Source organism: Bradyrhizobium sp. IC3123, from assembly GCF_020193625.1.
In the GTDB taxonomy this organism is placed as follows: Bacteria; Pseudomonadota; Alphaproteobacteria; order Rhizobiales; family Xanthobacteraceae; genus Bradyrhizobium; species Bradyrhizobium yuanmingense.
This window is the reverse complement of the sequence record NZ_JADYVF010000017.1, coordinates 17565-30177: the sequence shown is the minus strand read 5'-3', so window position 1 is coordinate 30177 and position 12613 is coordinate 17565. Positions and strand designations below refer to the sequence as shown.

16 protein-coding genes are annotated in these 12613 nt (G+C 57.4%); 9 read left to right on the top strand and 7 right to left on the bottom strand.

The window, feature by feature from the left end:
- Positions 1 to 44 precede the first annotated feature (44 nt).
- The 6 genes from I6F20_RS33200 to I6F20_RS33175 all read left to right on the top strand — a co-directional run bounded on the left by I6F20_RS33200 (position 45) and on the right by I6F20_RS33175 (position 5497).
- Positions 45 to 233, top strand: coding sequence for a hypothetical protein (locus I6F20_RS33200; protein ID WP_225130013.1), 189 nt, complete (start codon positions 45 to 47; stop codon positions 231 to 233).
- A 43-nt stretch (positions 234 to 276) separates the two neighbouring features.
- Positions 277 to 1269, top strand: coding sequence for a DUF3616 domain-containing protein (locus tag I6F20_RS33195; protein ID WP_225130011.1), 993 nt, complete (start codon positions 277 to 279; stop codon positions 1267 to 1269).
- An 18-nt stretch (positions 1270 to 1287) separates the two neighbouring features.
- Complete coding sequence (locus I6F20_RS33190; RefSeq protein WP_225130010.1) at positions 1288 to 2100, top strand: S1/P1 nuclease; 813 nt, start codon at positions 1288 to 1290, stop codon at positions 2098 to 2100.
- An 804-nt stretch (positions 2101 to 2904) separates the two neighbouring features.
- Positions 2905 to 4188, top strand: a complete 1284-nt coding sequence (locus I6F20_RS33185) for a carbon-nitrogen hydrolase family protein (protein ID WP_225130008.1) — start codon at positions 2905 to 2907, stop codon at positions 4186 to 4188.
- Positions 4189 to 4269: 81 nt separating this feature from the next.
- Positions 4270 to 4983 (top strand): hypothetical protein, encoded by a 714-nt coding sequence (locus tag I6F20_RS33180; protein WP_225130006.1) that lies wholly within the window; start codon positions 4270 to 4272, stop codon positions 4981 to 4983.
- A 31-nt stretch (positions 4984 to 5014) separates the two neighbouring features.
- Entirely contained in the window at positions 5015 to 5497 is a 483-nt protein-coding gene (locus tag I6F20_RS33175; RefSeq protein WP_225130004.1) for a hypothetical protein, read from the top strand.
- Positions 5498 to 5837: 340 nt separating this feature from the next.
- On the opposite strand, the gene I6F20_RS33170 is transcribed toward I6F20_RS33175, so the two are convergent.
- Positions 5838 to 6683 carry a DUF3616 domain-containing protein gene (locus tag I6F20_RS33170; protein ID WP_225130002.1) on the bottom strand — a complete coding sequence of 282 codons (846 nt, stop codon included), beginning with the start codon at positions 6681 to 6683 and terminating at the stop codon, positions 5838 to 5840.
- Positions 6684 to 7020: 337 nt separating this feature from the next.
- On the opposite strand from I6F20_RS33170, the gene I6F20_RS38520 reads away from it, so the two are divergent.
- From I6F20_RS38520 to I6F20_RS33155, 3 genes are all read left to right on the top strand, one after another.
- Positions 7021 to 7287 carry a DUF4160 domain-containing protein gene (locus I6F20_RS38520; RefSeq protein ID WP_225130000.1) on the top strand — a complete coding sequence of 89 codons (267 nt, stop codon included), beginning with the start codon at positions 7021 to 7023 and terminating at the stop codon, positions 7285 to 7287.
- Entirely contained in the window at positions 7284 to 7811 is a 528-nt protein-coding gene (locus I6F20_RS33160; protein ID WP_225129998.1) for a hypothetical protein, read from the top strand. Before I6F20_RS38520 ends, I6F20_RS33160 begins: the two co-directional genes overlap by 4 nt.
- A gap of 668 nt (positions 7812 to 8479) precedes the next feature.
- A complete protein-coding gene (locus I6F20_RS33155) occupies positions 8480 to 8887 on the top strand; it encodes a hypothetical protein (protein ID WP_225129996.1) in 408 nt (135 codons plus the stop codon).
- A gap of 890 nt (positions 8888 to 9777) precedes the next feature.
- Here the strand turns inward: I6F20_RS33155 and I6F20_RS33150 are convergent.
- The 6 genes from I6F20_RS33150 to I6F20_RS33125 form a co-directional block, all read right to left on the bottom strand.
- Positions 9778 to 10122 carry a hypothetical protein gene (locus I6F20_RS33150; RefSeq protein WP_225129995.1) on the bottom strand — a complete coding sequence of 115 codons (345 nt, stop codon included), beginning with the start codon at positions 10120 to 10122 and terminating at the stop codon, positions 9778 to 9780.
- Positions 10106 to 10585, bottom strand: coding sequence for a DUF5681 domain-containing protein (locus tag I6F20_RS33145; RefSeq protein WP_225129993.1), 480 nt, complete (start codon positions 10583 to 10585; stop codon positions 10106 to 10108). Before I6F20_RS33145 ends, I6F20_RS33150 begins: the two co-directional genes overlap by 17 nt.
- Positions 10586 to 10726: 141 nt before the next feature.
- Positions 10727 to 11026 (bottom strand): hypothetical protein, encoded by a 300-nt coding sequence (locus I6F20_RS33140; protein WP_225129992.1) that lies wholly within the window; start codon positions 11024 to 11026, stop codon positions 10727 to 10729.
- Positions 11027 to 11045: 19 nt separating this feature from the next.
- Positions 11046 to 11273, bottom strand: a complete 228-nt coding sequence (locus I6F20_RS33135) for a hypothetical protein (protein ID WP_225129990.1) — start codon at positions 11271 to 11273, stop codon at positions 11046 to 11048.
- A gap of 304 nt (positions 11274 to 11577) precedes the next feature.
- On the bottom strand, positions 11578 to 11829 hold the full coding sequence (locus I6F20_RS33130; RefSeq protein ID WP_225129988.1) for a hypothetical protein: 252 nt from the start codon (positions 11827 to 11829) through the stop codon (positions 11578 to 11580).
- Positions 11830 to 12049: 220 nt separating this feature from the next.
- Positions 12050 to 12601 carry a hypothetical protein gene (locus tag I6F20_RS33125; protein ID WP_225129986.1) on the bottom strand — a complete coding sequence of 184 codons (552 nt, stop codon included), beginning with the start codon at positions 12599 to 12601 and terminating at the stop codon, positions 12050 to 12052.
- Between the last annotated feature and the right edge of the window lie 12 nt (positions 12602 to 12613).

Genomic DNA, 12613 nt, shown 5'->3' with positions numbered 1-12613 from the left:
GAGCTAAGACACGCAAACAGAAGCCCCGGACAAGGATTAGGGTCGTGGCGAGCTATGTTCTCTACGTTCAGGATGACAGGGACAGCGCCTTCAAGCATTTCGGCGTTGTGATCCATGATGAGGCGGAAGCCATCGCCAATGCCACTGGACACCAGACCCTAATCTTCAAGGACGGAGAGCCATGGAAGCTCTTTGACGGATTTGGGACGTCCTACTCGATCGTGTTAGATTGAGGGATTCTCGGAGGGTATGAACGCCGTACGTCGGAGAAGTCCAATGAGTTTCATTGGAAGAGCGGGATTGCTCGCGCTACTTCTTGCCGCTTCTACCGGGCCTGCGCTGGCGGAGAAGCGCGACGCTTGGCACGTTGACGGCAGATTGCTCGGGAAGGACGGTGAGAAAGCCGAGGATGTAAGTGGGATGGCCTGCGCCACTGACCAGGGCTTTCCTCGTTTATGCGTCGTCATCGACGACAACGTACAGCATGCGCAGTTCGTGGAGGTTCACGATGGAGAGATCATTGTTGGCAAACCGGTCGACTTAATTGCTAACAGTTTTGAGGGGAAAGCGCTCGAGCTAGACGGCGAGGCCGTCGCATTCGCAGATGGTTTCTACTATGTGATCGGTTCGCACGGCCATCCGCGCGATAAGAAGGGAAAGCTGAAATCCAAGGCAAATGCTGCGGAGATCCGAGCGAGGATCGCTGCGAGCAGCCAAATCGTCAGATTTCGGGAGGATGGCGCGGGCGTCGATAGGTCCGCAAGGTTCCGGGATATTATCGCGGCCGATCGGACACTTCGCCCATTCATGGATAAGCGTCTGGAGAAGAACGGCCTCACCATCGAGGGCCTAGCGTTTGGGCCAGGTGGCAAGTTGTTCGTCGGCTTTCGAGGGCCCGTCCTAAGCGGGAATCGGGCGGTCGTGCTGTCGGTGGGGGCGAAAGCTTTATTTGAAGGGGGAGACGATCGGCATGAAACGTTTCGGCTTCGATTGGGGCCCGGCCGCGGTGTTCGCGACCTGACGAGCTTCGCTGGCAGCTTGCTGATCTTGGCAGGCCCGGCCGCGGACGAGCCTGGGTCTTATGCGCTCTATCTCTGGAACGGAAGAAGCGAAAAGGTTCGCCTCCTCGCCGAATTGCCGTTCAAAGGTAAGCGCAAACCGGAAGCCGTGCTTCCCCTAGATGTAACGAAGTCCAAATTGAGAGCCCTCGTCCTCTTCGACAGCGAGAAGGAAGGCTCGCCAACTCCTGTTGAAGTTCCCTTACCGTGAGCGTTGGGAGATTTAGTGATGCGCCGCATACCTTTAGCAATTATCGCTCTTCTTGCGTTTTGCACCAGCGCTTCGGCGTGGGGCGACGAGGGACACAAAATCGTCTGCGAGATCGCCTATCGACTGGCGCTGCCCGATACGCGTGCCGCGGTTCGCAAACTCATCCGAGCAGACACGGAGTTCGACACCTTTTCCGAGTCTTGTGTATTTCCCGACCATCCGCGCATTCGTACTCAAGACCACTTCGTCAACCTTCCACGAGACTCGCGTGGGCTCACGTCGGATGACTGCCCGTTGGCGCCAAGCTGCGTACTGAAAGCCATCCTGAACGATTCGAAATTAGTCAACTCGAGACACGAGAAAACGGTGGATAGGCTCATTGCGCTGAAGTCACTCGGTCACTGGGTGGGAGACATTCATCAGCCATTGCATGTGTCATTCGAGGACGATCGCGGCGGAAACAACATTCGTGTGCGAGGAGAATGTTCGGGTAATTTGCACAGTGCGTGGGATAATTGTCTAGTCGTGCAGGCAGTTGGATCCGATGTGTTCGACGCTGCATCGGAGCTCATCGACGAAATCACCCCGGAGATGAAACTGAAGTGGAGCTCGTCCGAACCTCGCGACTGGGCGAACGAGTCATTTGCCATCTCTGAGTCAGTCAAGACTGGTTATTGCGTTATGCATAGCTCGTCTTGCGACCTTCCGGAGGGTACGGTCGCCGTCAGTGAGGATTACCTTGCCGTCAATGTTCCTATTGTAAAGCAACAGCTTCAGAAGGCGGGATTCAGACTTAGTCGGCTCCTCGACAGCGTTTTTGCTGACCGGTAGGGCACCCGTCCCCGTACCTCGGGATTTCCCTAGGGCCGACGTGGCCCAGGCCTCGCTCGGGCGGGTGATCGGGCTTCCAAGTGCTGCACAGCCTGCAATGAATCGGGTACCCTTTTCATGCCGAAGAACTCCAAGTCGCGGTCAACGATCCCCAAACGCTTCCAGGCGCGCGAAAGGTGGAGATTCTCCGCTCGCTGTCTGACGATCGAGATGTAGAGGAGCTTCTCCGCAGGCGCTTATTGATATTTGCTGCGCGATACGGCGATCGTGATGCAATGTCCAGCTTGATCGACACGGCCGATGAAATGGAGGTCCAGGAATTAAGCGCTACACCTTGCAGGACCGGCAACATTTGCTCGACCTTTCGTTCCTGCAATTGGTCGTCTCTCGCTGCTCCTATAATGGGGCGTCCGGTTCGGTTGCGCATGATCGCGGCTCACGGGTCTCAACCGGCCCTAGATTCGCTACTGCTCATCTATGAAAATGCCGCGCATCGGGACCTCAGGGAGGTGGTTTTGGGTGTGCTTGAGCCCCTGGCAGGGAGGCTAGGAGTGCGGATTCGCGAAGTCGACGACCGATTGGGCGCGGTCGCGATTGGCTAAGCTCTGGCTCCGATAACGGCTTGCAGTCATATCGGGGCAGCGTTGACCGTCTTCGGCCTAACGCTCGACTCGAACTTAGCCTCCGAAGCGAGCCCCCGTCACGTTCAGGTTGTCCACCGCCTAGGGAAATTACTAGGGCGGCGGAGCTTGCGCGAAGCGAAAAGCCCTAGCATTGTCGCAAGGGGGGGTGACCAGTCGGCGCATGAATTTTCAGGAATGGATTGATAAGGCACGCAATCTCGAGGCGGAAATTGCTGCTGCACCTTCGATAGAAAAGAAGCCGCTTACCACGGTATTGTGCCGACTGCATTTGCTTGCGTGTGAGGCGCCAATCCCTGTTCTCGCGGCCTACGAGCGACTTTCAGAAGCGACCCTAAAACATTTGACTGGCCGGCGGATCGAGACGATGACGCGCGGCACTCATCGCTGGACGCCGCGCTCGCTATCCCCAGAGGACTGGATGCTTTCTCTGGGGAGCCAGATTAGAGCAGTCGATGAATACCTGTACACGACCTCCGGGACGGATTTTGGGGACCCTGATTCGGAGCTAGATGAGTGGCGTTGTCCTTCGACCAACATGCTCGTCGTGCCTCGCCCGCGAAACTTGCAGGACTCTCGGCTCGCTGGGCGACCTTATCTCAAACGCGGAATACTGAGGCATCGCCTACTTCCCTCCGAGGTAGGTGGTCTCGAAGTCGTCCCCATCCGCATAGACCTACGGGAAGCTGGCGAGAAGTCGGGAGTTGCGGCCTCGCTGTTCTCCAACCTTCAGCTTTTCACTCGCGAAACTCGCGAAGGCAACTTCATCGCCGAAAACGTCACGTTCGACGATATCGATGAAACCCTGGACAATCAGATCGACCAATCGATGTCGAATGGGTGTGCAGGCATCGTCTGGCCGGAATTGACAATCGATCAATCCACGCGACTTAAGATCTGCGACCTCTTACGGAAGCGCACCATTGCCAGTGATGATGAATTCCCTCTTCACTGGCTGCTCGCCGGAAGCTGGCATGAAGAGACTGATGTAGGCTATTTCAACCGAGCGACGGTCTTGGACGGATACGGACGTGTGATCCGCTCATTCGATAAAATTGTTCCGGCTCGGGATGAAAAGGGCCGTCTGGAGGATATCAGATCGGGGGAATGTATCCCCGTCCTTATTACCGACAGCCAACTGATCGGCTTGGCCATCTGCCGAGATTTCTGCGATCGGGCCTCGATGACATCGCCTTACCTTACCTTGCCCGTAGATTTTTTCGCTGTGCCATCTATGGGGGAGGAGTCCACTATGGTCGCTCACCTCAACGTCGCGGCGGAGGTGCAGGCAAAAACGGGTGCCCGCGCTCTCGTGGTGCAGCAAACGGACGCCCGCTTGGCGTCACAGAAGGAGCTTGGCTACGTCCTGCCCCTGCCGCCGTCTCCCGCCTCCATTTCCGTCAATTCCTTGAAATCACTTACGAAATGGCAGTTTGTTTCAGAATGAAACATGGGGTTACTTCGGGACCAAATCGGGTGTAAAACGTTGTAAAACGATCTCTTAAACCTTAGATGGGATAACGGTTCCATGTTGGCTTTCGACGATATCGCTTTAGGCGATGCCTCTCCCGAGGAAGCGCGGCACATCATTCGTGCTGCCCTAACCGACGGCGGCGCCCGTGCGGCTGAAAGCATCTACCGAGCCCTCCGCGCCTGGACTTGGAAGTGCTTGTCCGACGGCCGGCGAGACGAAGAATTGCGGCGCTGGCACGAGATTATGGCGCGAACTGGGGCTTATCTGGAGGTCGATCACAAGACCTTTGCAGACAAGATCAGTGTGCTGAAGGAGTTGGTCTCTGAATCCATTACTGCGGGCGAGCGTCTGTCATCCGCGGATGTGTTACAGCGTGAGCATGTCCGCGACATCCTCATGGAGATTTTCCGTGAGCCGCATCGTCGAATCTACAGGGCAGCACTGCTGCGCCATTTTGGTCTTGGACAGGCAAATCTCTCACGAGTGCTGAATATGATGACGGTTGCCGGTCTTATCCGGCGTACCAGTTTCGGTAAGCACGCGGCTTTCAGTCTAACCTCGGTCGGCTTGCGAGCCGCCAAGCTAATCGCCGAAAGAGAAACACCAGCACACAATCACAAGCGAGTCGGAGTGCCGACGACAGTGACCTCGCATCCAATCAAACACGGGGGAGCGAAGCAGGTCCAAAACGCCAAGGAGCTGCTTCATCCAACCAGAAGCGCAAACCAATACGAACCCGCTGCATTCAGCAAGGCCGTGGCTGTTTGAGGGGATGTAAGTTCGGATCGGAGAATTTCAGATGGCGAGTAGCCGGGCCGTAGACGCCGCTTCGGAAAGCGAAGAGCGGACTCCTGACGCAATCCGCATGTACGGGGATTTCCTCGACAATGTGAGCGTCGTGAAAAATTCGCTTATGTCCTTGCTCCTTTCGGTCGGTGATATCGAGGCCGCAGGAGACGAGAGCAAAGTCGCTTCCGGTGAGGAAACTGCGCCGGGTCGGACAGTACTCGTGCCGTTCGTCGAGATGAAGCTGGAGGGCGAGCAAGAGCCGTATTTCGCCAATGTGCTTACCCTGGATAACGTCGCCTATCTGATCTACGATCTCGCGCAGGACTTTGAGGTGGTCTGCCAACAGCTTTTGACTGTCTCGAACGGAGGAGTGCCGCCCGAGGCCCGGCGCATTGAACAATCCGCAGAATGGATGAAGCGGGCCCGTGAACACGCTGGCCGCGCATTTCAGTATCTGGAAAAGATTTCGGACCGCATAGAGTCGGTCGGTTAGGATGAGCCTATAATGGGTTGAGGGCTCTTGAACATGCCAAGCTTAACGGCTCGCGACAGCGCCTGAATGGCTAACTATTTCAGCTTGCCGTTCGGCAAACATGCGATAGGCACTTTCTGCACTGAAACGCGGGTGACTGGAATAAATTGTGCCACGCCAGTCACAGCCGCGTCCTCCAGGTGATGCTAACTGGCATTTTCGTCGCGTCGGCCTTGGACGGATTGCCAAATCTGATGCCGCGACCCCGCGGCGTCCTCTCGATAGGACAACGTGATCAAAGCGTCGGAATCTTGGCGTCGATCCCAGCTCTTGGCATTTCCCTTACAGTCGAGAACGGAGTTTAGTGCGGCTTTCGTGGGATCACGAATTTCAAAGGTCCGCCGTCGCACATACCATCCGCCAAGATTACCAGCTCATATTCGTCGCTGACGTCTCGCAACACCGCCAACGCCTCCGGCTTGAGCTCATCGTCGCACTTGCGGAGCTTGACATCATCGAGTCCAAGGCCGGTAACGTTTTTCAGTTTCGCCACGTCGGCGTGAACGCCATCCCACAGGCCCAGGATCCAACCGGCCTTCTCATTGGCGACATCGTCGTCGGGGCCAGCGAGGACCAGTACGCCGTCATTCACTTGAACCAGATCCCTTATACCGCGGCCTTCGCCGACTTCGACCAACGTGGCGTCCGCCTTCGGTGTGTCGGATTCGAATAGTGCGACGGCATCTACCGAGAGGATCGGCGCTCTTGCATCTTTCGCCGGTCCGCGAAAGCCGAAGTGCAAAGTCCCGTTCCGTATTGCGACGCCTTCGATGTTGACGCCTCGTTGCCCTTTGAGGTTGGGAGCCTTCTCGGGCGGCTCGGTTCTCAGGCATTTCTGCTCGCCGATGCTGTCCGACAATGCGGGTAGGGAGCTCATTAAACGCCAGAGGGCGTCGGTATCCTTGTAGTCGGCGAAGTGCTGCGAGGTATCCAGTTTTGCCCTTCCGCTCGTGGGGTCGATAGCGAACCGGATAACATGCCGGCTCCCCGGATTGCTCTCGCAGGTCTTGCGTTTTGCCGAATGGGAGCCCGTAACGTAGAAATATTTGCCGTCGGTGGTCGCCCCTTCTGCGTCCAGTTCCTCGTCCGAGGATCGGAGCGGTACAGCCGCATTGTCGATCACATAGCCCGAGGACGAGACGACCACGTAGTGCGCCAGCGTACCCTCGTCGAAAACGACTAGGCAGGGGCTGCCGGCCCCTGTATTGCAGGCTATTCCGCTGAGCGACTTCCGTGCTTTGTTGGCATGCGACGGGAAGATGAATTGTCCGGCTTCCCACGGGCCCGCGACAGGCTTTACTGTCGGGACGGTTTGAGCGTGGACGTCTGCGGCAATGCTTGAGTGAAGTCTAATGAGGAAACGGAGTTCCCAATGAAAGCCTCGAGCACGTTGCTCGCATATTGGCACCATTTGACCATTTCACTGGGAATCAGCCCTTTCTGTCGAACGATGTGACAACAGATGTAATTCCGTTCTTCTCATAGTGAGCCACTTGACCACGAAAGAGGGCGTTGCCAGGCAGGTCGGCCAAAGCTCGACGAAGTTCAGCGGTAAGATATACATTTATCCGGGAGACCATAACCCGCCTCATTTCCACATCAAAGGGCCGAATTCGAACGCACTTATCGATTTGGTGACGCTAAGTGTCATTAGGGAAGGCATCGAAGAAGGATCTAGACGAAGTAATCGCCTGCGCAAAGAAGGCGGAAAATCGAGCGTTTCTGGCAGCAGAGTGGAGAAGGCTAAATGAGCGAGAATGAGACTATCGATAGCGGAATTCCGCTTCCTCGCATGGCATCGATTAAGCCCTTCGCTCCCTACACCATCGCCGTGAAGTCGGCGGATGGTCCACGCGCCGGGCGGGAGGATGCTATTGATATCAGTCCAATAATCTTCAGTTACAAAATCTACAAACCGCTTCGTGAGGAAGGCCGGTTTTTGACGGCGCGCCTTGTCGACAACGATGGGGACGCGGTCATTTGGGATGGTGGCGATGATCTCACGATGTCGGCGGATATGATCTATGCGCTAGCTGAGCAGATCATTACGCCCAAGGAGTTTGCAACTTTTCTCGCGCGCAACAACCTGACTCAAGAGGCGGCTGCGGCCCATCTTGGACGCAGTCGACGCCAGATTGCGACCTACGCAACAACCGGCCCTATCCCCCGGATCGTGGCTTGGGCTTGCTATGGTTTCGACGCGTATCGACGGGCCAAAGCTATGGCTGAGAAGGTTGAAAAGGATGAGCATGCTAAAAACAACAAGACGGCTTAAATTCTATTGATCTGCCACAGCATGTGCTGCTCCGGACTTGTTCGTATCCGAGCCCGTTTTTCGTAGGAAGCAGCGCCAGGATTATTGGAAGAATCGCGTTCGCCCGTTCTGGCAAGAGGTCTGGCCCAAGTCCCGAAACCTTGCTTCAAATAGCATCGCGGACTCGCTGGCTGTCCTGAGCATCGCGGGTTTGCTTCAACCTTAGGCGCGGTTCTGGACTGGCTGCAGCCCCTGGAGCATCCCCACCATGTTGTGCACGAGCTGGATGAGTCAGGACTGTGCGCCCGATTTCCCAAAGCCGCATTGCGTTTGCTCGACGCTATCATCAGTGATCAGCCTTGGGCTCCCAGAGAACTTGTGAAGTGCCTGGAGGCTATCGTGCAAGCGATACCGGGGTTGCGAAAAGACAATCGATATCAGCGCTTGGCTGAGTATGCGCGAAAACACAGGGTCTGACGTTGACACTTAAATCCGCAAAAAATTGAGATGGTGCATGAATACGCAAGGCATCTCGCAGGGAGTCTGCCCGCCAAGGATCGGACGATGCACCTCAACCAGTGCGACGGTCTCGTTTCGGTTCTTTGGCGTCACGGACGACGGTCACAATCTCAAAATATGAAACACTCGCAAGCCGGAATACCGCGCGACAGATCCTGCTGAGGTCCTGAATGCCGCTTTTGACGAACGATCCCCTTACGCAACTCGCGTTCTCCATCTACGAGAGCAAGGGCGTGTTTGCGCTCCTGTTGGGGGCCGGCCTCTCCCGTGCCGCCGACATTCCGACCGGATGGGAAATCACGCTCGACGGAGACTATAACGACGCCCGAATCTTAAACACGGAATCCGAGCTGAGCGGCTACCCGGCGCAATACGACACCTGTGCGGTTGGTCTGGAGAATGGGATCATGCCCTTCGTGCGGCGTTTCTTCGCGCGCCGAACCCCGGCGATACTCGATGTTCTGGGCTGCGCGCGGTACACTTGGCGACGGCCGCAGCAGTTGATCGAACATCGGAAGGCTCGGACAATTCCGATCATCGATGCGAATAAACGCATGATGGGACGGGTGCGCTGGTAAGTCGTGGCACGCGTTTGTTGCAATAGAGAAGGAGCTGCCAGATGAAACGGCCGACCCCAGGAACCCAGCGTGCGAATTTCAATGCTCTGGCGAATTTCAGGCGTTTTTGGCGAGACTGCGATGGTTGGCAATCGAACCAAGCGGCCGGGTTCGCCTCATTTCCCGCGTCGATAGAGTACCGATGGAGGGGTAACACACGGCTATTTCGCTCTGACGTAACAATCATATCTCACAGCGGCCCGGACGATGGGAGAGTCGATATTGAGGAAGCACATAGGGTACATGTTGACGACTTCCACCTTCGCTTCGAAGCGCGTTGGCAACAGTACACATTCGACGAAGATTCTGGCTCGCTCACCATTACGGGATCGTCAGACAAAATGGGAGGACCGTATATTGTGAACGTCATGCCGATCTTGGTGAGAGAGGACCAAGGCGAACCTCGCGAAGGCGATTGAGCGCAACATTCAGTACGGCTGATGGTGGGGCTTTGTTGTACTCGGTGCCTTTTGACCTTTCCGGGGTAACCTAACTGGCAACCACCTATCGCTTCGACCACCACGCGCGTTCTTGGGCCAGCGCGTCCGGAGGCGTCGCAGGATGAACCCGGCCGGGAAAGTAGGGCGCCGAATGACTGTAAGCGTCAGCCCGCTGGTGCCGCTAATCCGGACGCCCGTCGGCCCGCCAACCACCGAGCCGCCGTAATCTCGCCCGAGCCGGGCGAAGATCAGAGCGAGGATCTGCTCCGGATCCTTCTGAAGGGTTACCGGCTGGTAATCGGCCTCGACGATTGGGGGGCCGGATCCTTGAAGGTGCGACTGTAGGCATAACCCGCCTTCGCGAGCCGGCGTTCGTTCACCGGCCGACTCCAAATTGCGATTGCCGCGGCGCTAACCGCGGCGCCTCTTGCGGTGGCACGTCGCTGTAGTGCGGAGCAATCGTCTGCCACCAATCATCGAAGCTTCCGAAGTCCGCTCGTCACCTCTCGGTAGTCCGCCCACGGTCAAGGCCGTCTCTCCGGCGACATAGGCCGCATCAGCGGCCCGCTTGGCGAATTCCTCCAGATTCTCGTTCGCTTCGCGCTTCCACCTCAGAGTGCCGGCGTAGGCCCAACTGATCGGCCCTGGTGGACCGCCTTCTACGAACAAGATCCGGAAAGCCTTGTCGGTCGGGTGGCGCTTCGCGTTGAGCTTGCGCTCGATCGCGGCGAGCCGAGCTTCAATCTTCTTCGTCATTGGTTCCGGTCCTTTGTTCGAGTTGCGCGAGGCGCGCTTCGATGTCGGCGGTCTCGATCGCGCGGCGTTGCATCTCGATGGCGGCAGAAACCTCCATGGCCTCGGCCGGCGATAGCTCACCGTCCGCCTTGGCTGCCGTGACAGCATCCAAAGCGGCCACAACGTCGCCCGTAGTTTTCATCCGCGGCAGCGGAAACCGCACGGGGCGGCCCCGGCGCCGCGGCATGACCCGGTCCAAGATCAATCGAGCTGCGCCCATGTCGCCGCCCTTCGCTTTTCTGACGACCCTAGCGACCACGGCTTCGAGGTCAGCCGACATCAGCGCCTCGGCCAGGACTGTCGTCGCGTGACGAGTCCCTGGCCGTTTGCCTGCCGGATTTCCAGAACGACCCTTCGGAAAGGGCCGGCCGCGGACTCGCTGCTTTGGCGCTGCATTTGCTGCAGCTGAACGTTCCGTCGTCACGGCTTCAGTTGCGGGTTCCGATGAAGGCGACGTGCCGAACCGGACGCGACATCTGCTTGAAGATGGTACCGTTGCCGAGGAAGCGCGTCGCCTGGTGACCACCCGGCAGCGTCTCGCGGATCATGCGGTGCTCGAACGGTTTCAGGTCTGGCGGGTTGAGACCATACTCAACCGCTCGGCGCGCATCTGGTCGCACACCGTGTTGAGCGTGGAGCTATCCCGCGCGATCACTGCAAGCTCCGTGTCTTTCCACTTTTGGAATGCCGCTGCAGCGCGGTTAAGCCTGACCTGATAATCGAGAATGCTTCCGTTCATCATCGGAAGCGAAGCGCGCTCGCCGAGCGCGACGTACGCGACGTCGGCCCTGGCCCGCAAATCGGCAAATGCATTGCGGGTAGCCGGCGTCTGATGGACTGGTTGGCGAAGCTGCAGCTCGCGCACGTGCGAGAAGAGTTCGATTTCAGAGCGCGAGACGGAGCCGGCCGCAGTGCGCTGTGCTTTCGTCCGGATCGTTGCCCATCGGATCGCCGTCGTCCTCGTCCTTCTTCTTAGCGTCGGACTTGAACTGCTTCAGCTCACCATCGAGCGCGTCGTATTTCGCGTTCATCTGCTCGCCGACCTTCGCTACGTCGGCGCGCGAGCTTTCGGCGATCGCATTACTCGCAGGAAGAAGTGCTTCGGGATTCACTCGTGGATCTCCTGGGAGTGCGTGTGTGAGTGCGTCCCTGCGTCGATTGAACCTACTGCAAATCCCGCGCGCTCGCGAATAAGGGTAACAAGCGCGCAAGTTGATCTGTCAGCACACATCCTGCATGATCATTCGCGCTGATCCGGATCTCCTCTTTCCAGCCCAACCGCTCCGTCGTGCTGACGTGCCGGCAACGGCGGGGCGGTTTTTTAGAGACCCGACTTAGCGCGGACGTCCCGCCGATCGTTCTCGTTGGCCCCGGCGTGAGTGGTCGCGCGCCGGGGCCATTAAATCCGCGAGAGTCTTACGCTCTTCCCGGAGCTCCGCCGCCGCTCAATTGTTTGAGCTGTTGGCTAATCTCAGCGAGGAAGTAATTGCGCAGCTTTTCCAAAGCCAATGTCGATACCTCCGGCGAGCCATCGCGCACCACTTGCTCGAATGCGCTCACGATCCGCTCGAGCTGAACGATTATCCGATCATCGGGCAGGCCCGCGAGCCTTATGACGGCGGCGTCGACCATCTGCTTGAATGTCGCGGCATCTTTCTCGTCTGGCATGTACTAGTGCCTCTAAGAGTTGCTTCCCTTCCGGGCAGCCCCGCCGCGCTCCCTGTGCTGTCGGCGCCTGGGATTTTCGGACAACTGAGCGACCGATGTACTCGATCAGCCGCGGCCGGTGCGTCATGTGTCCATGCGTCGCGGAGTGCGTAACGACAAACAGCGGCCGCGCAGCACTTCGACGAGAAGACGATGCTCTCATTTGAGGCAGCGATGACCGTCATCGACGCGCGGCTTGAAGGGGTTTGGCACTCAGTTGAGATTCAAGTTCTCGGATCGCTTCATCGGCCTTGGTCACAATGTCTGTGAGCGTGTTTATAAGGTCATTTCTCGTGTGGGCTTCAGCCTTCGTGAAATCAAACTCGATATGTCTGCCGATTGCTGGCTTGTCGGGCTGATCTTTGGCGATCCGGGCGACATATCCCGCGCTCTCCTGGTACTGATAATATGCTTCTGTAATTTTCTGAACCTCGATTGGTGTAAGCAATCCTAAGTTCTGGATGTTGGCAATATATACCTTGAAGCTGTCGACCAGAGGAATCCAGGTGAAGTCGTTGCGCTCAACATAAGCGATCTCTGATCTCATCAAGTTCGCCAGACTGGTGAGTTCGGCCTTGAGCGAGGTGCGTAGTACGGTCCGTGTGTTCTCGCGCAAGCGACGCTCCGTTCTTGGCGTTTGAAGCGCATTCCATCCAAGGCCCGCCAATACTCCGACGAAACCAAACACGCCGGATACGATAGAAGGCAAGATGCTGATGCTTTCTGCTGCCATCGCGGATCCTCA

Coding starts and splice junctions, on each gene's coding strand:
- I6F20_RS33195 (WP_225130011.1), top strand. CDS start 277: ATGAGTTTCATTGGAAGAGCGGGATTGCTCGCGCTACTTCTTGCCGCT.
- I6F20_RS33190 (WP_225130010.1), top strand. CDS start 1,288: ATGCGCCGCATACCTTTAGCAATTATCGCTCTTCTTGCGTTTTGCACC.
- I6F20_RS33185 (WP_225130008.1), top strand. CDS start 2,905: ATGAATTTTCAGGAATGGATTGATAAGGCACGCAATCTCGAGGCGGAA.
- I6F20_RS33180 (WP_225130006.1), top strand. CDS start 4,270: ATGTTGGCTTTCGACGATATCGCTTTAGGCGATGCCTCTCCCGAGGAA.
- I6F20_RS33175 (WP_225130004.1), top strand. CDS start 5,015: ATGGCGAGTAGCCGGGCCGTAGACGCCGCTTCGGAAAGCGAAGAGCGG.
- I6F20_RS33160 (WP_225129998.1), top strand. CDS start 7,284: ATGAGCGAGAATGAGACTATCGATAGCGGAATTCCGCTTCCTCGCATG.
- I6F20_RS33155 (WP_225129996.1), top strand. CDS start 8,480: ATGCCGCTTTTGACGAACGATCCCCTTACGCAACTCGCGTTCTCCATC.
- I6F20_RS33150 (WP_225129995.1), bottom strand. CDS start 10,122: ATGACGAAGAAGATTGAAGCTCGGCTCGCCGCGATCGAGCGCAAGCTC.
- I6F20_RS33130 (WP_225129988.1), bottom strand. CDS start 11,829: ATGCCAGACGAGAAAGATGCCGCGACATTCAAGCAGATGGTCGACGCC.
- I6F20_RS33125 (WP_225129986.1), bottom strand. CDS start 12,601: ATGGCAGCAGAAAGCATCAGCATCTTGCCTTCTATCGTATCCGGCGTG.